Source organism: Pseudomonas sp. Ag1, assembly GCF_000278565.1.
GTDB lineage: Bacteria > Pseudomonadota > Gammaproteobacteria > Pseudomonadales > Pseudomonadaceae > Aquipseudomonas.
The window spans coordinates 354752-376321 of sequence record NZ_AKVH01000113.1 but is presented as its reverse complement, the minus strand read 5'-3'; the positions used below and the strand labels follow the sequence as shown (position 1 = coordinate 376321).

At 60.7% G+C, this 21570-nt stretch carries 21 protein-coding genes; 9 read left to right on the top strand and 12 right to left on the bottom strand.

Going from position 1 to position 21570, the window contains the following annotated elements; all coding sequences use genetic code 11:
• Positions 1-93: 93 nt before the first annotated feature.
• From gltP to A462_RS00140, 4 genes are all read right to left on the bottom strand, one after another.
• On the bottom strand, positions 94-1425 hold the full coding sequence (gltP, locus tag A462_RS00125; RefSeq protein WP_003214787.1) for a glutamate/aspartate:proton symporter GltP: 1332 nt from the start codon (positions 1423-1425) through the stop codon (positions 94-96).
• A gap of 729 nt (positions 1426-2154) precedes the next feature.
• Entirely contained in the window at positions 2155-2622 is a 468-nt protein-coding gene (locus A462_RS00130; protein WP_008439644.1) for an inhibitor of vertebrate lysozyme family protein, read from the bottom strand.
• 2 nt (positions 2623-2624) lie between these two features.
• Positions 2625-2789: a DUF1328 domain-containing protein gene (locus A462_RS34025; protein ID WP_003170804.1), complete on the bottom strand. Its 165-nt coding sequence runs from the start codon at positions 2787-2789 to the stop codon at positions 2625-2627.
• Positions 2790-2866: 77 nt separating this feature from the next.
• On the bottom strand, positions 2867-3151 hold the full coding sequence (locus A462_RS00140; RefSeq protein WP_008439642.1) for a hypothetical protein: 285 nt from the start codon (positions 3149-3151) through the stop codon (positions 2867-2869).
• A 392-nt stretch (positions 3152-3543) separates the two neighbouring features.
• On the opposite strand from A462_RS00140, the gene algB reads away from it, so the two are divergent.
• Positions 3544-4890, top strand: coding sequence for a sigma-54-dependent response regulator transcription factor AlgB (gene algB, locus A462_RS00145; RefSeq protein WP_003214793.1), 1347 nt, complete (start codon positions 3544-3546; stop codon positions 4888-4890).
• A 10-nt stretch (positions 4891-4900) separates the two neighbouring features.
• The gene (locus A462_RS00150; RefSeq protein ID WP_008439641.1) at positions 4901-6688 is read left to right on the top strand and encodes a KinB sensor domain-containing domain; all 1788 of its coding nucleotides are present in this window, start codon (positions 4901-4903) and stop codon (positions 6686-6688) included.
• 17 nt (positions 6689-6705) lie between these two features.
• Here A462_RS00150 and A462_RS00155 read toward each other — a convergent pair whose 3' ends face one another.
• The 6 genes from A462_RS00155 to A462_RS00180 all read right to left on the bottom strand — a co-directional run bounded on the left by A462_RS00155 (position 6706) and on the right by A462_RS00180 (position 12322).
• Positions 6706-7482 carry an N-acetylmuramoyl-L-alanine amidase gene (locus A462_RS00155; protein WP_008439640.1) on the bottom strand — a complete coding sequence of 259 codons (777 nt, stop codon included), beginning with the start codon at positions 7480-7482 and terminating at the stop codon, positions 6706-6708.
• 102 nt (positions 7483-7584) lie between these two features.
• Positions 7585-9690 (bottom strand): GGDEF domain-containing protein, encoded by a 2106-nt coding sequence (locus tag A462_RS00160; RefSeq protein WP_008439639.1) that lies wholly within the window; start codon positions 9688-9690, stop codon positions 7585-7587.
• On the bottom strand, positions 9687-10565 hold the full coding sequence (locus tag A462_RS00165; protein WP_003214803.1) for an endonuclease/exonuclease/phosphatase family protein: 879 nt from the start codon (positions 10563-10565) through the stop codon (positions 9687-9689). Before A462_RS00165 ends, A462_RS00160 begins: the two co-directional genes overlap by 4 nt.
• Positions 10566-10575: 10 nt before the next feature.
• Positions 10576-11211: a thiol:disulfide interchange protein DsbA/DsbL gene (locus A462_RS00170; RefSeq protein ID WP_008439638.1), complete on the bottom strand. Its 636-nt coding sequence runs from the start codon at positions 11209-11211 to the stop codon at positions 10576-10578.
• 169 nt (positions 11212-11380) lie between these two features.
• Entirely contained in the window at positions 11381-11986 is a 606-nt protein-coding gene (locus A462_RS00175) for a c-type cytochrome (RefSeq protein WP_008439636.1), read from the bottom strand.
• Positions 11987-12019: 33 nt separating this feature from the next.
• Positions 12020-12322: a c-type cytochrome gene (locus A462_RS00180; protein ID WP_008439635.1), complete on the bottom strand. Its 303-nt coding sequence runs from the start codon at positions 12320-12322 to the stop codon at positions 12020-12022.
• 192 nt (positions 12323-12514) lie between these two features.
• On the opposite strand from A462_RS00180, the gene yihA reads away from it, so the two are divergent.
• On the top strand, positions 12515-13156 hold the full coding sequence (gene yihA / locus A462_RS00185; RefSeq protein ID WP_003214811.1) for a ribosome biogenesis GTP-binding protein YihA/YsxC: 642 nt from the start codon (positions 12515-12517) through the stop codon (positions 13154-13156).
• A 266-nt stretch (positions 13157-13422) separates the two neighbouring features.
• On the opposite strand, the gene polA is transcribed toward yihA, so the two are convergent.
• Positions 13423-16215, bottom strand: coding sequence for a DNA polymerase I (gene polA, locus A462_RS00190; RefSeq protein ID WP_008439634.1), 2793 nt, complete (start codon positions 16213-16215; stop codon positions 13423-13425).
• A gap of 74 nt (positions 16216-16289) precedes the next feature.
• On the opposite strand from polA, the gene A462_RS00195 reads away from it, so the two are divergent.
• Together A462_RS00195 and A462_RS00200 are read left to right on the top strand one after the other, a co-directional pair.
• Positions 16290-16580 carry a DUF2782 domain-containing protein gene (locus A462_RS00195; RefSeq protein ID WP_003214814.1) on the top strand — a complete coding sequence of 97 codons (291 nt, stop codon included), beginning with the start codon at positions 16290-16292 and terminating at the stop codon, positions 16578-16580.
• A gap of 56 nt (positions 16581-16636) precedes the next feature.
• A complete protein-coding gene (locus A462_RS00200) occupies positions 16637-17590 on the top strand; it encodes a homoserine kinase (protein ID WP_008439633.1) in 954 nt (317 codons plus the stop codon).
• Positions 17591-17717: 127 nt separating this feature from the next.
• Here the strand turns inward: A462_RS00200 and A462_RS00205 are convergent, their stop codons facing one another.
• A complete protein-coding gene (locus A462_RS00205; protein WP_008439631.1) occupies positions 17718-18647 on the bottom strand; it encodes a zinc ABC transporter substrate-binding protein in 930 nt (309 codons plus the stop codon).
• 58 nt (positions 18648-18705) lie between these two features.
• Here A462_RS00205 and A462_RS00210 point away from each other — a divergent pair, with 58 nt between their 5' ends.
• From A462_RS00210 to A462_RS00225, 4 genes are read left to right on the top strand one after another with little or no spacing between them, the layout of a single operon-like run.
• The gene (locus A462_RS00210; RefSeq protein ID WP_003214819.1) at positions 18706-19188 is read left to right on the top strand and encodes a Fur family transcriptional regulator; all 483 of its coding nucleotides are present in this window, start codon (positions 18706-18708) and stop codon (positions 19186-19188) included.
• Complete coding sequence (znuC, locus tag A462_RS00215; protein ID WP_008439630.1) at positions 19188-19973, top strand: zinc ABC transporter ATP-binding protein ZnuC; 786 nt, start codon at positions 19188-19190, stop codon at positions 19971-19973. The genes A462_RS00210 and znuC overlap by 1 nt, the downstream gene beginning before the upstream one ends.
• Positions 19966-20754, top strand: a complete 789-nt coding sequence (gene znuB, locus A462_RS00220; protein ID WP_008439629.1) for a zinc ABC transporter permease subunit ZnuB — start codon at positions 19966-19968, stop codon at positions 20752-20754. Before znuC ends, znuB begins: the two co-directional genes overlap by 8 nt.
• A 37-nt stretch (positions 20755-20791) precedes the next feature.
• Positions 20792-21511: a PA5502 family lipoprotein gene (locus A462_RS00225; RefSeq protein ID WP_003214825.1), complete on the top strand. Its 720-nt coding sequence runs from the start codon at positions 20792-20794 to the stop codon at positions 21509-21511.
• Positions 21512-21570: the final 59 nt, after the last annotated feature.

The following is a 21570-nucleotide window of genomic DNA, read 5'->3' as shown; positions in this document are numbered from 1 at the left end:
AATCCCCCGAAAGATGGGGCGAATGATAGCGGGGCTGGCAGAAACGACAAACCCCGGATTTTCCGGGGTTTGTGTAGGAGCCAGTCCTGGCGGTCAGCCGCGAGTAGTCTCGCCGGCCGGCAGTGCTTGCTTGGTGCGCCAGTGCGGCAGGGAGTTCCAGTAGCGCTCGCCCTTGGCATCGTCGTACATGCCTTCCCAACGGGAGATGACCAGTACGGCCAGGGCGTTACCGATCACGTTCAGTGCGGTACGGGCCATGTCCATGATGCGGTCGACACCGGCGATGAACGCCAGGCCTTCCAGCGGAATGCCCACGCTGCCCAGGGTCGCCAGCAGCACCACGAAGGACACGCCCGGCACGCCGGCGATGCCTTTGGAGGTGACCATCAGGGTCAGCACCAGCATCAGTTGCTGGCCAATCGACAGGTCGATGCCATACAGCTGGGCGATAAAGATCGCCGCGATGCTCTGGTACAGGGTCGAACCGTCGAGGTTGAACGAGTAGCCGGTCGGTACCACGAAGCTGCAGATCGCCTTCGGCGCGCCGTAGGCTTCCATCTTCTCGATCACACGCGGCAGCACGGTTTCAGAGCTGGCAGTGGAGTAGGCCAGCACCAGCTCATCCTTGAAGATGCGCATCAACTTGATCACCGAGAAGCCGAACAGGCGGGCGATCAGGCCGAGGACCACAAAGGCGAAGAACAGGATGGCGACGTAAACCAGAATCACCAGCTTGGCCAGCGGCAGCAGCGAGGCGAAACCGAAGTTGGCGACGGTCACCGCGATCAGGGCAAATACACCGATCGGGGCGTATTTCATGATCATGTGGGTGACTTTGAACATGCTCTCGGACACGCCCTGGAACATGGTCACCAGGGGCTCGCGCAATTCAGGCTTGAGGCTCGACAAGCCGAGGCCGAACAACACCGAGAAGAAGATGATCGGCAGCATGTCGCCACGGGCCACGGCGGCGAAGATGTTCGACGGGATCAGGTTGAGGATCGTCTCGATGAACGCGTGCTCGTGCTGGACCTCGGCGGCGGTGGCCGTGTATTTGGAAATGTCGACGGTACCCAGGGTACTCATGTCGATGCCGGTACCCGGATGGAACAGGTTGGCCAGCAACAGGCCGACCACAATGGCAATGGTGGTGACCACTTCGAAGTAAAGGATGGTTTTAACGCCGATCCGGCCGAGCTTTTTCGCATCGCCAACACCGGCGATTCCGACAATCAGCGACGAAATCACGATCGGGATAACGATCATCTTGATCAGGCGGATAAAGATATCGCCAGCGGGCTGCAACACGTTGCTGATCCACCAGGCCTTTTCAGCACTGAAATGGTTAAGCACCGCACCGATTGCAATCCCCAGCACCAGACCGATGAGGATCTGCCAGGCGAGGCTTAGCTTTGCCTTCTTCATGTCATTACCCTTACTTCAAGTGGACTCAGGCAGATGCGCCAGCAGCTGGAACGCTCGAGAGCGAAAAAGTGTGTGCATCTGCCCCCGTAGAAGGTCACCGCAGTTGGCCGATATGGCTCACTGGCAGGCGAAAAAAGGCGCAACTATTCCGATGCAAGGAGGCGACGTCTAATGCCGTAAACGCCTACCCTATGCCGAATCGGCATGAGTTTTTTTGAGTTTTTCTGTCTGAACGGTCAGTTCGAATACGACATTTCGGCAGGCATAAATGCCGCGAACCGGCCATTTCAGGCTCGCGCAGGGTTTTTTGAAAATCTACGGTCGCAGTTGAAAACCCCTGAAAATTCCTACGCATACCATCGAAAAACTCGTCTGGCAGGAGACAAACTTTCTCGATAGATGGTCACGCGGAAACACCAAGAAATGGTTGGGCGGACGCAAAAAGGAGAATTGCCGCTATGGGCGGCATGACAGAAGCGGGCATAGGAGCCGCAAGCCCGTCGCAAGTTCCACAAACCATCGGCTTGGGAACTTGCGTCGCAGCTTTTCACCTGACCCGGCCCTTGCGCAGGCACTCCCTGTCCCCGTAGGTCACGCCGATCCAAACGATCAGAGCAACCCGGCCCCCTGGTCATGCACCACCCTTGTCGGGCGATGCAAACAGAAAGAAGCACGGCGCTTCTTTCTATGGACGTTAAGCCGGTAGACGACAGCGTCGTCAGACCGAACCTAGTACCAATTCGGATCTTTCTTGAGCTGTTCCATCAGCAGCTTTTGCATGCCTTCGTCCGGCTTGCCAAGAAAACGGTAGTCGGCGTGCCGCGTTGGCGATTTGTCCGCGGGCAGGCCCGCCGGGACTTCTACCAACATCGCGTAGGCATCTTCCTTGTCGAAGCTGAAAGCGACGATCAGGCGCTTGTTCAGGCATGTGTCTGCGGTTTCACAGAGCGGCCCGACCAAGTACTTGTCACCATCCTCTTCAACGGCATTCATCTGTTCAGCGCTACCCGACAGGTTCATCACCCATTCAGGCAGGCGCTCTTCCTTCTTGACCACGCTCTGCCAGGTCTCGCGGTACTGCGGGTCCGCACTCAGCAGTTCGTTGGCTCGGGACTGGCCATCATTGGCAGCCAGCACCAAGCCGCTGCCGCCCAACAACAGGGCGGCAGCCAGGGCTTTAAGGGACGAGTTGAACATGCTTAGCCTCGACCACGACGGCCAAAGAAGAAGGAAGCGATGAACATCACCAGGAAGACCACAAACAGAATCTTGGCGATACCCGTGGCGGTGCCCGCGATACCACCGAAGCCCAGGACTGCAGCCACAATGGCGATGATCAGAAATGTGATTGCCCAACTCAACATGGTGATTCTCCTTACGCTTCTTTTAGGGGTAACAGCGGTAGTGCCTGCGGTCGCTCGATTCGAGGACCGTGTATTGCCTAGAACACCCAGCGTTCCTGCGATGGCAGGTCGCCGAGGGTGGAGTCCTGTTCAACCGCCGCCAATTGCGGGGTTGTCACATCGGCGGCAGTGCTGCCGACGGAGCGGAAATGGGTCTGGGTCATCATCGGACGTTCAAACTGCACGACTTGCTGCTGACTCTGCTGCCAATGCGCCAATTGCTGACCGCCAATCAAGGTCACCATCAGGGCCAGGCTGGCAAACAGCCCCTGTTGCAGGCGCAATGGCGATACACGCAGTTGGTTCAGGCTTTGGCGAGTCATGCTGTATCTCTCCCGCATTCTGATTATTCGTAGATGAAACTCGTATGAGGTGTACTGCAGCCTGCGTGCCAGTTTTTTAACAAAATAAAAATCAATAAAATCAACAAGTTAAAAACAAAAGCGCTTTGACACCACGAGCATCCTGCACGATGCCCCTATCCTTGCCGTGCGAAATGCACGATGGTCACTGGTCGGATCAAGGGATAGGAAGGCAACGTTCGACTGCCGAAGTGGCAAGAGGGAGACAAAAACGCCTCTTGTGGGCGTCTTTGTAAGAAGAAGCGCAGATAGCTGCGCGGTGACGGCTTTAATCAATCAGAATAAACCATGCAACTTGCCCGATTATTCCGGGACTAAACAACATCATTCATTCTTAAGGGAGCGCGGGACAGATGGAATCAGCCAAGGAACTTCAAGGCCGCATTCTTTTAGTGGATGACGAATCCGCGATCCTTCGCACCTTCCGTTACTGCCTGGAAGATGAAGGCTACACCGTAGCCACCGCCAACAGCGCCGCCCAGGCCGATGCCTTGTTGCAACGCCAGGTGTTTGACCTGTGCTTCCTGGACCTGCGCCTGGGCGAAGACAACGGCCTGGATGTACTGGCGCAAATGCGTATCCAGGCGCCGTGGATGCGCGTGGTGATCGTCACGGCCCACTCGGCCGTCGACACCGCCGTGGATGCGATCCAGGCCGGCGCGGCCGACTACCTGGTAAAGCCTTGCAGCCCCGACCAATTGCGCCTGGCCACGGCCAAGCAGCTGGAAGTGCGCCAGCTCTCGGCACGCCTGGAAGCCCTGGAAGGCGCAGTGCGCCAACCCAAGGACGGCCTCGACTCCCATAGCCCGGCGATGATGGTGGTGCTGGAAACCGCACGCCAGGTGGCGGGCACTGATGCCAACATCCTGATTCTCGGCGAATCCGGCACCGGCAAAGGTGAACTGGCCCGGGCGATCCACGGTTGGAGCAAACGCGCGAAAAAATCCTGTGTCACCATCAACTGCCCATCGCTGACGGCGGAACTGATGGAAAGCGAGTTGTTCGGTCATAGCCGTGGTGCGTTTACCGGCGCCAGCGAAAGCACCCTCGGCCGCGTCAACCAGGCCGATGGCGGCACCTTGTTTCTCGACGAGATCGGCGACTTTCCGCTTACTTTACAACCCAAGTTGCTGCGCTTTATCCAGGACAAGGAATACGAGCGCGTCGGCGACCCGGTGACGCGCCGTGCCGATGTGCGAATCCTCGCCGCAACCAACCTGAACCTGGAAGACATGGTTCGCGACGGCCGTTTCCGCGAAGACCTGCTGTATCGCCTGAATGTCATCACCTTGCACCTGCCGCCCCTGCGCGAACGCAGCGAAGACATCCTGACCCTGGCCGACCGCTTCCTGGCGCGCTTCGTGAAGGAATATGCGCGGCCGGCACGCGGCTTCAGCGATGAAGCCCGTGAGGCACTGCTCAACTACCGCTGGCCGGGGAACATCCGTGAGCTGCGCAACGTGGTTGAGCGGGCCAGCATCATCTGCCCGCAGGAAAAAGTTGAGATCAGCCACCTCGGCATGGCCGAGCAGCCGACCAACAATGCCCCGCGTATCGGTGCGGCGTTGAGCCTGGATGAACTGGAAAAGGCGCATATCGGTGCCGTGCTGGCCACCAGCGACACCCTGGACCAGGCGGCCCGAACCCTTGGCATTGATGCGTCGACGCTGTACCGCAAACGCAAACAATACAACCTGTGAGCTGTAACCTATGAAGCTTGCGATGACCCTGCGCACTCGGTTGTTCCTGAGTATTTCCGCGCTGATCACCGTCGCCCTGTTGGGGTTGCTGCTGGGGTTGGTGAGCGTCATGCAAATGGCCAAGACCCAGGAATCGTTGATTCGCAGCAACTTCATCACATTGGACCTGGGGCTCAAGCTTCGGCAGACCCTCGGCGACCAGTTGATGATCATGCTCAATGAACAGCCGAATACCGCTGCGCTGGAGGACTCCAAGCAACGCTATTTCGCCCTGTTGCAGCAAGGTATCGACCACGAACAAAAGGACGCGGTAACCAGCGGTTTTACCCAGGCCAAGACCAATTACCTGAGCTTTCTCGAGGCGTTCGATGAAAAGGAGAATGCTCCGCCGCAACTGCGCAACAACGACGAGCTGACCAAACGCTTCAACATCCTGCGCAACGGCCTGATCGCCGAGCACAAGAAAGCCCTGGATAACATCAACGATACCGAACACAAGTCCCGTGAACGTGCGCTGCTGATTGCCGGCCTGCTGGGCCTGGTCGGGCTGGCGGTGCTGATCATCGGTTTCGTTACCGCCCACGGTATCGCCCGACGCTTTGGCGGGCCGATCGAAGCGCTGGCCAAGGCCGCCGACAAGATCGGCCAGGGCAACTTCGAAGTCACGCTGCCCATTTCATCCGCAGCGGAAATGAACCTGCTGACCCGACGCTTCGGCATCATGGCCGAGGCGTTGCGCCAGCATCAGGCAACCAATGTCGACGAGCTGCTGGCCGGGCAACAACGCTTGCAGGCGGTGCTCGACAGCATCGACGACGGCCTGCTGATGATCGACCGCCAGGGTCGCCTGGAACACCTTAACCCGGTGGCACAACGTCAACTCGGCTGGGACGAGAATCGCCTGGGCCAAGGCCTTGGCGACGCCCTGGGCCGCCCGGAACTGGATGAACAGCTGCAGCTGGTACTGCGCGGCGGCAACCTGGAGCGCGCACCTGAAGACCTGGAAGTAGAGGTTGAGGGTGAGCTGCGCCTGCTGACGTACAGCCTGACGCCGGTCAGCCATACCCAGGGGCACATTCTGGGCGCGGTGATGGTGCTGCATGACGTTACCGAACAGCGTGCCTTTGAACGAGTGCGCAGTGAGTTTGTATTGCGCGCGTCCCATGAATTACGCACGCCGGTGACGGGCATGCACATGGCCTTCGGCTTGTTCCGGGAACGGGCGAAGTTTCCTGCGGAGTCGCGCGAAGCGGACCTGCTGGATACGGTCAACGAGGAAATGCAGCGCCTGATGCAGTTGATCAACGACTTGCTCAACTTCTCGCGCTACCAGAATGGCTTGCAGAAACTCACCCTGGGCCCGTGTGACATCAGCGACCTGCTCGAACATGCCCGCGCCCGCTTCGCGGAGCAGGCGAATGCACAGAACATCGAGCTGCTGGTTGAGGAACAATCCCCGCTACCGAGGTTGCATGCCGATCGAGCGCAGCTGGAAAGGGTGCTCGACAATTTGCTGGGCAATGCCCTGCGGCACACAGCCGACGGTGGGCAGATCCGCTTGCAGGCGCGTCGTCATGGCGAACGGGTGATTGTCAGCGTTGAAGACAACGGTGAAGGCATTGCCTACGGCCAGCAGGGACGAATCTTCGAACCGTTTGTGCAGGTAGGCCGCAAGAAAGGCGGCGCCGGGCTGGGCCTGGCGCTGTGCAAGGAGATCGTGCAATTGCACGGTGGCCGCATGGGGGTGTATTCGCGGCCGGGGCAGGGGACGCAGTTCTACATGGCGTTGCCCCTGTAGGACCAACGCGCCAACCGTTATTGGTGATTCAACGCCCGCAGGATCGCAGCACTTTCGGCATCCGGCGTCCCATCAAACAGCGACGCCCGGAAATGCATCTGGAACGCGGCCACCACATGCCGCGTCGCCACATCCAGCTCGCCCGTCTGCGGCGTCGGATAGCCCAGCTTCGCCAACTCTTCCTGGAACCAGGTAATGCTCGGCAGATCGGCTGCGTACTGCACCTGGTAACGGGCCACCGCCTTGGCGTCCGGCCACATGCCCAGCCCTTCATCCGCCAGGCGCTTCCAGGGGAACAACGGCCCCGGGTCCAGCTTGCGCAGCGGGGCAATGTCGCTATGGCCGATGATGTTTCGCGGGTCGATGCCGTTGCGTTTGGTGATGTCCTTGAGCAGCACCACCAGCGACTGCACCTGCGCTTCGGAATAGGGATACCAGACGCGGCCCGTCGGCAAATCCCGATAACCCGGGTTCACGATCTCGATCCCGATGGAGCTGGAGTTGAGCCAGGTGCGGCCCATCCATTCACTTTCTCCGGCATGCCAGGCGCGCTGGCTTTCATCCACGAGCTTATAGATGGTGGCCGAGGCGTTATCACCGATCAGGTAATGACTGCTGACCTGGCCATGGGTCAACAGCGCCAGGGAGCGCTCAAGGGACGCCGAGGTGTAGTGCACGACGACAAACTGCACACGATTGTCGTGGTTCACCGAAGGATGACTGGTGTCCAGGCGAGGGCCGCTCGCGCAACCGGCGAGCAGGAGAAACAGAAAGGCAGAACACAGAAGTTTCATGGCAGCAAATAGTACGCTTAAGACGATAATGCAACAGTGTAACGTACCGTTTGCTGCCAGGCGGCCAAATGCGATGTTTTAAACAAAATGGAACATTTCCGGTCAGGCCGCCTGCACCTGATTACGCCCCGCCGCCTTGGCACGATATAACGCCTCGTCAGCGCGCTTGAGCGCCAGGTCACTGCGTTCTCCCGGCTGAAACTGCGCCATGCCCATGGACACCGTAATCGTCACCGGCTCGCCCTTGAAGTGAAACGGGCAGGCTTGGATGGCTGCACGCAGGGTTTCACCCACCGCCAACGCATCGGACAGCGACGAGTTGGGCATCAGCAGTACAAACTCTTCACCGCCAAAACGCGCGATGAAGTCGTTCGGCCGCAGGCGTTTGCGAAGCACCGTGGCGATGATTTTCAGCACCTTGTCGCCCGCCAGATGACCATAGCCGTCGTTGATGCGCTTGAAGTGATCGAGGTCCAGCATGGCCAGTGACAGGTTATTTCCACGCTGGTGCCAGGCGTTGACCTCCTGCTCCAGGCGCTCGCTCCAGGCCGCGCGGTTGGGTAGTCCGGTGAGCGGATCGATCAGGGCTTTCTGGCGCTGAACCTCAAGGTGTTCACGGTAGCCCTGAGCCTCTTGCTCCATATTGGCGACCCGTTCGGCCAGGCCCTTGAGCCGTGCAGCCACTTCCTGTTCGCGCTGGTCACGCTGGTGGCGGTGTTCATCCATGGTGCCCAGCAGCCCTTCGAGATGGCTCTCCAGCACGTGCTTGAGGCTGTCGAGGTCCGCGGCGTCCTGCATGCTGGTTTGCAAACCATCCACTTGTTCGCGGATCTGGGTATCCAGCTCCCTGGCCGCCGACCGGCTGTCGGCGTGGCCGTCACTGGCGACCTGCAGGTGCCCCTGGAACGCCTCGAGACGATCGTTGAGCTGCTTGAGGTAGGCTTCAAACTCGTGCTGGCCGCTGTCGGTGATCGCCAGCATCAACACCGCCAGGTCATCGAGGATCGGCAGCAATTCGTACCAGTTCAATCCGTGGGCCAGGCGTTCACGCATGGCTTCGGCCTGGGGCCGATGGCGCTCGGGCAGCGAGAGGTCTTCCAGTAAGCCGAGCAGGGTATCTTCGATGTGCTTGGCCACCGAACTGTAAGACGGCTCGGGGGTGTCGGGCAGGGCGTAGGCTTGATCCGCTTGCAGCTCGTCTGGGTTCAGCTCTGCCTGCTCGGGCGATTCTTGCGGTTCATCGGCCAGGACCGGGGGCAGGGAAAGACTGCCGATCTCTGTCCGCTCCGGCTCACGGGCCTGCACCTCTGGCACCTCGACCATGGCGGCGAGAGCGCTCTCAAGCTCAACCTCCGCTTCGATCGGTTGCTCGGGTTCTGGCGTTTCGATAAGCGTAGCGGGTGCCTCGACGACAGGCGCTGTGACCGCGACGGCCGGAACAACAGGCACCGCTTCGCTGACAGCGTCGGTAGCCTCTACTGGCGATACCGGCTCAGGGGGCGAGTCGATGGGGGCCGGGACCTTCGGCTGCGGTGCAAAAGCCCGCAGCGCCTGGGCCAGTTCCGCCGATTGCGCCGGCGCTTCAACTTCATCCACCGGCCTGGGCTTTGGCGCAGCAGGCGCCGGAGAAGCCGGGCGGGATGGCGTGGGCGCTTCAACCTCCGGCGTGTCGATTGCGTCCTTGGTGCCAAACAGACGCTGCAACAGCCCCGGGCTCGAACGGCTGGTTTCGCCCTCCGGCTCCAGGTTACTCAACGCCTGCCCCTGGAGGCCGCTCAGCTCGCTCAGCAACAGCGGGATCTCCCGCGCCTGGCCAACCCGACCGTCCAGCTGCTTGGCGAAAGCCTTCAGCGGGCGACTCACGTCCCGTGGCAAGGGCAGTTTCTGCAACTGAGTGACCAGGGCCGTCAACGCGCTGCCGATCTGGTCAACCCGGGTTTCGCGGCGCTGCTCCGAATCCAGCACGGCCTTTTCCAGGCGCGGCAGCAATGCAGCGAGGGCGGCGTCCATGTCGTCGGTGCGCACCACATCGCGCATTTCCTTCATGCATTGGTCAACCGCTCGGTCGGTCCCTTCTGCCGCCAGGGTGCTGCGCACCAGCCCTCGGCGCAGCAGGTCGAGGCGGGCGGCCCAGCGACGCTCGAGCTTTTCTTGTTGCTCGACGCTTTTAAGGTATTTCTCTTTCCAACGCTGGGCGTCGTCGCTCATGCAAGGGGTCCGCGAGGGCCGGGGCTCAACGCGGGCAATGCATCAGCCGTGAGCGAACCCGGCAGACGAATCTCTACCGCGACGGGCAGGTGATCGGAGATGGGCTGCGCCAGTACCTGCACACTTTCGAGTGTCAGGGTCGGGCTGAGCAGGATGTGATCAAGACAACGTTGCGGTCGCCAGCTGGGAAAGGTGGCTTCGACTTGCGGCGCCAGCAACCCAAGGTCGCGCAACGGGGAATTCTGTAGCAGGTCGCTGGCGTGGGTGTTCATGTCCCCCATCAGCACCTGGTGTTTGTAGTTGCCAATCAACTCGCGGATGTAGGCCAACTGCAGGGTGCGGGTTCGTGCCCCCAACGCGAGGTGCATCATCACCACGACCAACGCTTCCGGCCCTTCGCCGAACCTCACGAGAATCGCCCCGCGGCCTTTTGGACCGGGTAACGGGTGATCCTCGATCGCCCACGGCTTCAGGCGGCTGAGCACACCATTGCTGTGCTGGCCGAGTTTGCCGAGGTTGCGATTGAGTTGTTGATACCAGTAGGGAAAGGCACCGAGTTGCGCAAGGTGCTCGACCTGGTTGATGTAGCCGGAGCGCAGGCTGCCACCGTCGGCCTCCTGCAGGGCTACCAGGTCAAAATCGCCCAGCAGGTCGCCGATCTTCTGCAGATTACCGGCACGCCCATTGTGGGGCAGCAGGTGCTGCCAGCCACGGGTCAGGTAATGCCGGTATTTCTCGGTACTGATACCCACCTGGATATTGAAACTGAGCAGGCGCAACCGACTGTCAGCCGGCAGGCCCGTGGATTCCAGGTGATGTTCGTTGACCTTCGGGTCATGCAGGCCAACGACACGTTCAGTACCCCAGCGACGCATGACGGGCCCCTTACTTGGCTGCGCGCTCTTTGGCGATCAATTGGTCGGCCACGTTCAGCGCCTGCTCTTCGCCGCCGGCACTGCCGATGTCAAAGCGGTATTTGCCGTTGACGATCAGCGTCGGTACGCCTTGCACGCCGTATTTCTGGGCCAGTTCCTTGTATTGGGCCATCTTGCCCTTCACAGCGAACGAGTTGAATGTCTCCAGGAACTTGGTTTTGTCGACGCCTTGGGTGGCGACGAAATCGGCCATGTCTTCAGGCTTCACAAGGCGCTTGCCTTCTTTCTGGATGGCATTGAAGACAGCCGCGTGAACCTTGTGTTCTACACCCATGGTGTCCAGGGTAATGAACAGCTGGCCGTGGGCGTCCCATGGGCCGCCGAACAGGGCAGGAATACGTTTGAAGTTCACGTCCTGAGGCAGCTTATCGACCCACGGATTGATGACTGGCTCAAAAGCGTAGCAATGCGGGCAGCCATACCAGAACAGCTCCACCACTTCGATCTTGCCCGGTACGGAAACCGGCACAGGATTGGTCAATTCGACATAGGTTTTACCGGCTTCAAGCGGCACGTCGGCTGCTTGTGCGGTCATGCCGAAAAGGCTGGCAGTGACGAGAGCGGCGCTGAGGATCAGATTACGCATGCTTTACTCCTGGACAAATAAAGTCGCCTCACGCGACCTTTGTTGTGACAGGTCTACGCGGGCATGAGTTCGTTAGTGTAACGGCACCGGCCACAAAAAAGGGCAGCCTGGGCCACCCTTTTTATGCTTGCATCGACGGATTAATCGAGCGTTAACGTAGCCGGGGCACTTAGTGCAGGCCCTGGATGTATTGGGACACGGCTTCGATGTCCTTGTTGCTGAGTTTCGCGGCGATGCTCTGCATGATCTTGGTATCGCCGTCGTTGGTGCGATTGCCTTCGCGGAAGTCTGTCAGCTGTTTGCCGATGTACTGGGCATGCTGGCCGCTCAAGTGCGGGAAGCCAGCGGCAGCAAGGCCTGCGCCGTTAGGCGAGTGGCAGCCGAGGCAGGAAGGCATGCCTTTTTCCAGGTTGCCGCCGCGGAACAATTCTTCACCGCGGGTCACCAGTTTCGGATCAGCAGCTCCCACACTGCCTTTCTGGCTGGCAAAATACGCCGCGATATCCGCCAGGTCCTGATCGCTGAGGTTGGTCAACAAGCCGGTCATTTCCAGGACCGTACGCTTGCCGTCCTTGATGTCGTGCATCTGCTTGGTCAGGTAACGCTCACCCTGGCCGGCCAGTTTTGGAAAGTTAGGCGCCGGGCTATTACCGTCCGGTCCGTGGCAAGCACCACATACGGCGGCTTTCGCCTGGCCAGCAGTGGCGTCGCCTGCGGCATGGGCAACACCGGTGATGCCCAGGGTCAACAGCAGACTCACGATCAGTTTGTTCATCAGCTAATCCAACTACGGCTAAGGGTTAAAGAGTTATGGACCGGGTTCACTCACCATCAACTGAATGACGGCATGGTAATCCTCGGTACTGCAGTCCATGCACAAACCACGCGGCGGCATCGCCTTGAAACCCTGGGTCACGTGTTGCACCAGCGTGTCCATACCTTGAGCCAATCTTGGCTTCCAGGCTGCCTGGTCACCCCGTCTAGGGGCGTTGGGCAGCTGTCCGGCATGGCAGGCCCCGCAAAAGCGGTTGTACACAGCCTCCGGTTCCTGTGTAGCCTGCGCACTGTAAAGTGGCATCAAGAAACCGAAGGCCAGCAGCCACTTGGTCATACATCGACCTTTTCAGGGTTTGAGAGCGTTTTGCGTTCTAATGCGCAATAAAGGTCTATCGCTCCCGTGAACTTCATCCTTCGCTGGGACAAAGCACACACAAAATCTGCGGCATTATATACTGGCGCTACTGAAACGGAAACGACACCGCTTGCCGCACCTATTCCCGGCACCGCCCACATCGGAAAACTCATGCAACTCAAGAATCCCATCCTCGGCCTGTGCCAACAGTCCACCTTCATGCTCAGCGCCGCCAAAGTCGACCAATGCCCCGATGACGAAGGCTTCGAAGTCGCATTCGCCGGCCGTTCCAACGCCGGCAAGTCCAGCGCGCTGAACACCCTGACCCACGCCAGCCTGGCCCGCACCTCGAAAACCCCGGGGCGCACACAGCTCCTCAACTTCTTCAAGCTAGACGATGATCGGCGTCTGGTCGACCTGCCGGGCTACGGTTATGCAAAAGTACCTATCCCGCTGAAGCTGCACTGGCAGCGTCACCTCGAAGCGTATCTGGGTGGCCGGGAGAGTTTGAAGGGTTTGATTCTGATGATGGACATCCGTCATCCAATGACCGACTTCGACCTGTTGATGCTCGACTGGGCCGTCGCCAGCGGCATGCCGATGCACGTCCTGCTGACCAAGGCCGACAAATTGACCTACGGCGCAGCGAAAAACACCCTGCTCAAAGTGCAGGCAGAAATCCGTAAGGGTTGGGGTGATGCGGTGACTATCCAGTTGTTCTCGGCGCCAAAACGCATGGGCCTGGAAGATGCCTACACTGTATTGGCAGGTTGGATGGAACTGGCTGACAAGGGTTCGGAAGCCGCCGAGTAAAAACTCGGGGCAAAAAAAACCCCGGACTTCGTATGGGGAGGGGAAGTTCGGGGTCCAAGTTCCGGACCGCTAGGGCGGGGTCCAGATATCTGCCAACACTTAACACAACATAGGAGCATTGAAGGGCTTCACCACCCATTCAGTAACTCTGAGTAGCAATTCACGGGTTAAGTTCCGGCACGTTCAAAAAACTATTGGAAATAACCCGCCGCGTTTTCCGATCTAAAGCGCTGCCGCGGCATGATGCCGCGGCCCAGGCCCCAGGCTTAGTGCGCTTCGTCCCAGTTGTCGCCCACGCCGACGTCTACCACCAGCGGCACATCCAGCTTTGCCGCCTCGCTCATGTGTTCACGAATCCTCGCGCTGACTTCAGCCACCAGGTCCTCACGTACCTCCAGCACCAATTCATCGTGCACTTGAAGGATGACCTTGGCGTCCAGGCCCGAGTCCGTCAGCCAGTTGTCGACCTTGACCATGGCCTTCTTGATGATATCGGCCGCAGTGCCCTGCATCGGCGCGTTGATTGCCGTACGCTCGGCGCCAGCACGCTCCTGAGGCTTGTTGGAATTGATCTCCGGCAGGTACAGGCGGCGCCCGAACAGGGTTTCCACATAACCCTGATCAGCCGCCTGGGCACGGGTGCGCTCCATGTACTCGCGCACCCCCGGGTAACGGGCGAAGTACACATCGATGTAAGCCTTGGCGGTCTTGGTGTCGACGCCGATGTCCTTGCCCAGCTTCTGGGCGCCCATGCCGTAGATCAGGCCAAAGTTGATCGCCTTGGCACTGCGACGCTGATTGGACGTGACCTCAGCCAACTCAACCTTGAACACCTCGGCCGCCGTGGCGGTGTGCACGTCCAGGTCGTCGCGGAACGCATTCAGCAAGCCTTCGTCCTTCGACAAATGCGCCATGATGCGCAGCTCGATCTGCGAGTAGTCCGCCGCCAGCAGCTTGTAGCCCTTGGGCGCGACAAATGCCTGGCGGATACGCCGGCCTTCAGCGGTACGCACCGGAATGTTCTGCAGGTTTGGATCGCTGGAGGACAGGCGCCCGGTTGCTGCTACGGCCTGGTGATAGGAGGTGTGCACGCGACCGGTGCGCGGGTTGATCTGCTCCGGCAAACGGTCGGTGTAGGTGCTTTTCAACTTGCTCATGCTGCGGTACTGCATCAGCACTTTCGGCAGTGGGTAGTCATCTTCAGCCAATTTGGCCAAGACTTCCTCGGCCGTCGAGGCCTGGCCTTTGCCGGTCTTCTTCAACACCGGCAGCCCGAGTTTCTCGTAGAGAATCGCACCCAACTGCTTGGGCGAGCCCAGGTTGAATTCCTCGCCGGCGATTTCATACGCCTGGCGCTCGAGGTCTACCATCTTGTTGCCCAGCTCGATGCTCTGGATGCCCAGCAAGGCGGCATCCACCAGGGCGCCCTGACGCTCAATGCGCGCCAGCACGGGCACCAGCGGCATCTCGATGTCGGACAATACGCTGGCCAGGGAAGGAATAGCGGCAAGCTGCTTGTGCAGTTCCTGGTGCAAACGCAGGGTCACATCCGCGTCTTCCGCCGCGTAAGGGCCGGCTTGCTCCAGGGCAATCTGGTCAAAGGTCAGCTGCTTGGCGCCTTTGCCGGCGATGTCCTGGAAGCTGACGGTGTCGTGGTCCAGGTACTTCTTCGCCAGGCTGTCCATGTCGTGGCGCGTCGCCACGGAGTTCAGCACATAAGATTCAAGCATGGTGTCGAAGGCAATGCCGCGTACAGTGATGCCGTGTGCCGGGTCACCACCGATGGCGCAGTTGGCCAGGATGTTCATGTCGAACTTGGCGTGCTGGCCGACCTTGAGTTTTTCCGGGTCTTCGAGCAACGGCTTCAGGGCCAGCAGCACGGTGTCCCGATCCAGCTGTTCCGGCGCGCCGATGTAGGAGTGGGTCAGCGGAATGTAGGCTGCTTCATGGGCCTGCACGGCAAACGACACACCCACCAGTTGCGCTTTCTGGGCGTCGATCCCGGTGGTCTCGGTATCGAAGGCGAACAGCTTGGCGTCGTTGAGCTTCTTCAGCCAGACATCGAACTGGGCCTGGGTGAGGATGGTTTCGTACACCGGCTCCACAGAAACCGGCGCGACCACCTCAACCGCTTCCTCGGCGACCGCGGCCGAAGGAGCAGCGCTCAACTCGACGCGCTTGGCATCGCGTTGAATCTCGTCAATCCAGCTCTTGAACTCCAGCAGCGTATACAGCTCCAGCAGCTTCTCGCGATCCGGCTCGATCAGGTGCAAATCATCCAGGCCCACGTCCAGCGGCACGTCGATCTTGATCGTCGCCAGCTCGTAGGACAGGAACGCACTCGCCTTATGCTCTTCCAGTTTGGCAACCAGGGTCTTGGCACCACGAATCGGCAAGGTCGGCACGATATCGAGCTGCTCGTAGAGCTCTTTCAAACCGCCATTTACACCAACCAACAGGCCGGAAGCCGTCTTCGGACCAATGCCCGGAACGCCCGGGATGTTGTCGGACGAATCGCCCATCAACGCGAGGTAATCGATGATCTGCTCGGGAGCGACACCGAATTTCTCCTTCACGCCCTCAACGTCCATGGCGCTACCGGTCATGGTGTTGACCAAGGTAATGTGCCCGTCGACCAGCTGCGCCATGTCCTTGTCGCCGGTGGAAATCACCACCGGACGGTCGGCGGCCGCGCTGCTGCGGGCCAGGGTGCCGATCACGTCGTCCGCTTCGACGCCTTCGACGCACAGCAGCGGGAAGCCCAGGGCGATCACGCTCTGGTGCAGCGGCTCGATCTGCACGCGCATGTCATCGGGCATGCTCGCGCGGTTGGCCTTGTATTCGGCGTACAGCTCATCGCGAAATGTCCCGCCCTTGGCGTCGAACACTACCGCGAACGGGCTGTTCGGGTATTGCCTGCGCAGGCTTTTGAGCATGTTCAACACGCCCTTGACCGCGCCGGTAGGCAGGCCTTTGGAAGTGGTGAGCGGCGGCAGCGCGTGAAAGGCGCGGTACAGGTAAGAAGAACCGTCCACCAGGACGAGGGGGGCTTGGCTCATGAGCAGGATCAACCTTTTCGGCGGGTCAGGCGCTAGAATAGCCGGACCAATGACGACAAAGGGACAAGGTTATCATGCGTACAGTAAATCGCCTGTTGTTGACCGGCTTGATTGCACTCACTCCGATGGTGGCCATGGCGGCAGATACTGCCCCTTCGGGCGACCCGGAAGTCACCATTCGCACGGAAGGCGACAAGACCATTCAGGAATACCGCCAGAATGGTTTCCTGTACGCGATCAAGGTGACCCAGAAAGGCTTTCCGCCTTACTTCCTGGTGCGCGCGGACGGAACCGATGCGAACTTCATCCGCTCTGACCAGCCGGATATGCTGATCCCGTCATGGAAGATCTTCGAATGGAAATGATTTCTTAACTTTAATCGGCGCTGCTCCCCGCAGCGCCCGTAACGGCAGTTTTAACCATGTCTGTGTTCACCCCCCTGGCTCGGCCCGAGCTGGAAACCTTTCTTGCCCCTTACGGGCTCGGCCGCCTGCTTGATTTCCAGGGGATTGCCGCTGGTAGTGAAAACACCAATTTCTTTATCAGCCTGGAACAGGGCGAATTTGTCCTGACCCTGGTCGAGCGCGGCCCCGTGCAGGAAATGCCGTTCTTCATCGAACTGCTGGACGTGCTCCACGACGCTGATTTGCCAGTGCCTTACGCCCTGCGTACCACCGACGGCGTGGCCTTGCGCGAGTTGGCGGGCAAACCGGCGCTGCTGCAACCGCGCCTGGCGGGCAAGCACATCAAGGACGCCAACGCCCAGCATTGCGTGCAAGTGGGCGAATTGCTCGGCCACCTGCACCTCGCCACCCAAGGCGAGAAGGTGCTGGAACGCAAGACCGATCGCGGGCTGGACTGGATGCTCAGCGAAGGCGCGCAACTGATTTCGCACCTCGACACAGAACAACAGCGCCTGCTGCAAGCCGCGCTGGACGAGATCGAGGCGCACAAGGCGCAGATCCTCACGCTGCCCCGGGCAAACATCCACGCCGACCTGTTTCGCGACAACGCGATGTTCGAAGGCACGCACCTGACCGGGCTGATCGACTTCTACAACGCCTGCTCGGGGCCGATGCTGTACGACGTGGCGATCGCCCTGAACGACTGGTGCTCGGACGCCGACGGCGTGATCGACGGCCAACGGGCACGGGCGTTGCTGGGGGCTTATGCGGGCTTGCGGCCGTTCACCGCCAAGGAAGCAGAGCTGTGGCCGACCATGCTGCGTGTGGCCTGTGTGCGGTTCTGGCTGTCACGCCTGATTGCGGCGGAATCGTTCGCCGGGCAGGACGTGCTGATCCACGACCCGCGCGAGTTTCAGGTGCGCCTGGCGCAACGCCAGCAGGTCAAGACCCCGCTGCCGTTCGCGCTGTAAAGATCGTACGCGATCAAAATGTGGGAGCGGGCTTGCTCGCGAATGTGGAGTTTCAGTCACCAGATGCGCTGACTGATCCACCGCATTCGCGAGCAAGCCCGCTCCCACAGTGGTTATGCGGCGTCTGTCAGAGCGACTCCAGGCACCCAGCCAGGTCATTCCCCAGCTTCTCCAGCACCTGCTCATACCCCTGGGCGGAGGCCGGCGTGTAGCCGCCCAACGCATCCAGCTCCGCCAGCTTCACCGGCAAACCCGCCACCAGCGTTTCCGCAAGGCGCGGGCGCAACGGCGGCTCGCTGAACACACAAGTCTTGCCCACTTCCTGCAAACGCGTACGCATCGCTGCCACATGCTGGGCACCCGGCTGCACTTCTGCGGCCACACTGAACACCCCGGTGTGCTTGAGGCCGTAGGCATCTTCGAAGTAATCGAAGGCTTCATGGAACACGAAGTACGGCTTGCCGGCGACGTCCGCCATACGTGCCTTCAAGCGCGCGTCCAGTGCATCCATACGGCCATCAAAGGCCTTCACGTTGCTCTGGTAACGCTCGGCGTTCGCTGGGTCGGCAGCGCTGAGATCCGCCGCCATGCGGTTCGCAATCACCCGGGCGTTGACCGTCGACAGCCACAAATGCGCATCCAGGCTGCCCGGGCGATGGTCATGATCATGTTCGTCGGCATCTTCAGCATGGGAGTGGCTATCTTCGGCGAACCGACGCAGTTTCATTCCCGGAAGGTCCTGCACCGCCACCGTCGGCAAGCTGCGGCCTTTCAAGACGCGCGGCAGAAAGCTTTCCATGTCCGGGCCGATCCAATACAGCAGGTCCACCGACTGCACGCGCCGTACGTCGGAAGGCCGCAACGCATAGTTATGCGGCGAAGCGCCCGGCGGCAGCAATACCTCGGGAATCGCCACGCCATCCTGCACAGCAGCAGCAATCAGTTGTAACGGTTTGATACTGGTCAGCACCCGAACCTCCGCCTGAGCGGCACCGGCAAGCAGCAAACTGGTGACAAATACGACAAAAACGGGAAAAAGTCTGGACACGATGACCACTCAAGGAGGCAGGAACAGGTAACATAATAACGTCTCTCACAAATATCTGTCGCCGCTCATGCCTAAAACACCGCTTGCCAGCCGTCCCCATGACCACTCTCACTGCGTGCACAGCGCACTGTCAGAGGCCGACGCCTTGTGCGCGCGCCAAGGCCTGCGCCTGACCGCCCTGCGTCGCCGGGTGCTGGAGCTGGTGTGGCAAAGCCACAAGCCGCTGGGTGCCTACGACATCCTCGGCGTGCTCAGCGAGCAGGACGGCCGCCGCGCCGCGCCGCCCACGGTGTACCGCGCGCTGGATTTCCTGCTGGACAACGGCCTGGTGCACCGCATCTCGTCGCTCAACGCCTTTGTCGGCTGCAACCACCCGGAACACGCGCACCAGGGCCAGTTCCTGATTTGCCGCGAATGCCACGCCGCCATCGAACTTGAGCAAAAAAGCATCAGCGACAGCATCATCAAGAGCGCCGGCGACGTCGGCTTCAAGGTCGAAGGGCAAACCGTCGAAGTCGTCGGTGTGTGCTCGGGCTGCCAGGGGGCTTGATGAGCACTGCGTTAATCCGCCTGGAGCAGGTCGGGGTCACGTTCGCCGGGCAAAACGTGCTGGACAACATCGCCCTGAGCGTCGAGCCAGGTCAGATCGTCACGCTGATCGGCCCCAACGGTGCCGGCAAGACCACCCTGGTGCGCGCCGTACTCGGCCTGCTCAAGCCCGACAGCGGCAGCGTGTGGCGCAAGCCGAGGCTGCGGGTCGGCTACATGCCGCAGAAGCTGCATGTGGACCCGACCTTGCCCCTCTCGGTGCTGCGCTTCCTGCGCCTGGTGCCCGGTGTCGACCGTGCCCGCGCACAGTCCGCCCTCAAGGAAGTGGGCGCCGAACAGGTGATCGACAGCCCGGTGCAAAGCATCTCCGGCGGCGAAATGCAGCGCGTGCTGCTCGCCCGCGCCCTGCTGCGCGAGCCGGAATTGCTGGTACTGGATGAACCCGTGCAGGGCGTCGACGTCGCCGGCCAGGCCGAGCTGTACAGCCTGATCACCCGCCTGCGGGACCGCCATGGTTGCGGCGTGCTGATGGTCTCCCACGACCTGCACCTGGTGATGAGCACCACCGACCAGGTGGTGTGCCTCAATCGTCACGTGTGCTGTTCCGGCCACCCGGAACAGGTCAGCGGCGATCCGGCTTTTGTCGAGCTGTTCGGCAAGAACGCCCAGAGCCTGGCGATCTACCACCACCATCACGACCACGCCCATGACCTGCATGGCGCTGTAGTCGATGACTCCACCGCATCCCACACCCACGTTCATGGAGATAGCTGCAAGCATGGCTGATTTTCTGCTCTACGCCCTGCTGGCAGGCTTGGCTCTGGCGCTGGTGGCGGGCCCACTGGGCTCGTTCGTGGTCTGGCGGCGCATGGCCTATTTTGGCGACACCCTGTCACACGCTGCGCTGCTGGGCGTGGCCATGGGATTTCTGCTGGATGTGAGCCCGACCATTGCCGTCACCGTCGGCTGCCTGCTGTTGGCTGTGCTGCTGGTGACCCTGCAACAGCGTCAGCCGCTGGCCTCCGATACCCTGCTGGGCATCCTGGCCCCAAGCACCTTGTCCCTGGGCCTGGTGGTGCTGAGCTTCATGCATGAAGTGCGCATCGACCTGATGGCCTACCTGTTCGGCGACCTGCTGGCTATCAGCCCCACCGACCTGGCGTGGATTCTAGGCGGCAGCGCGGCAGTGCTGGTGCTGCTGGTGACGCTGTGGCGCCCGCTGCTGGCGATCACCGTTCACGAAGAACTGGCCACCGTCGAAGGCTTGCCCGTGGCGGCGCTGCGCATGACCCTGATGCTGCTGATCGCCGTGGTGATCGCTGTCGCGATGAAGATTGTCGGCGTATTGTTGATCACATCGCTGCTGATCATCCCGGCTGCTGCGGCCCAGCGTCACGCCCGCTCGCCGGAGCAAATGGCGCTCGGCGCCAGCCTTCTGGGGACGCTCGCGGTGTGTGGTGGCCTGGCGCTGTCCTGGTTCAAGGACACCCCGGCCGGGCCGTCGATTGTGGTCACGGCGGCCGCCCTGTTTCTGCTGAGTTTTGTCCTGCCCCGTCGTGGGGTGTAGACTTGCTCGCTTTTTGCGCAATTAGAGAGTCGCAGGAATGAAGCTGTTCAACGCCCGTTATCTGCTCCTTGCCGCATTTTCCTTGCTGCTGGGCGCCTGCCAAAGCACCCCGCCCGCCGCCCCCCAGGCGCCGGACGCACGTGCTGCGGCCATCGCACAGCTGGAGCAAAACCTCGCCAGCAGTGAACTGGCCACCGCCGAAGACGAGCTGGCCGCCTTGCAGGCCCAGTCGCCCAACGACCCGGCGCTGGAGCCTTATCAGCGCCAACTGGCCGAAGCCTATTTGCAGCGCAGCCAGATCGTCCTGCAAAAGGGTGATGTCAACGCTGCCGCGACGGCCCTGAGCCGCGCACGGGCATTGATGCCCAAGGCTCCGGCGCTGACCGGTGGCGTCAACAGTGCGATCGCCCATGCCCGTAAAGTCGAACTGGACAAAGCCGAGGCCGCCCTGAAAGCCGCCGAAGCCAAGCCGCCGGCCAAGGTCATCGACCCGGCAGCGCCAAGCACTACGGTTGCGCTGAACCTCACCGATATCGAGGCGCTGCGCCATCAACTGGATGAGATCGCCACCGATGTGGTGAATTACCAGTGCGATGTGAGCATCCAGGCACCACGCACCGAAGATTACCCATGGCTGGCCACGTTGCTGACCAAACGGGTGAAGCGCATCGATTCGGGGTATGACCTGAAGATTCACCGGCAGATCCTGAAGAAGGTTCCGGCGCAGGTCGTGCTGATTCCGCGTAAGACTGAATAACGCCATTCGCGAGCAAGCCCGCTCCCACATTTAACCGAGTTCCAACTTTGGAATGCGGT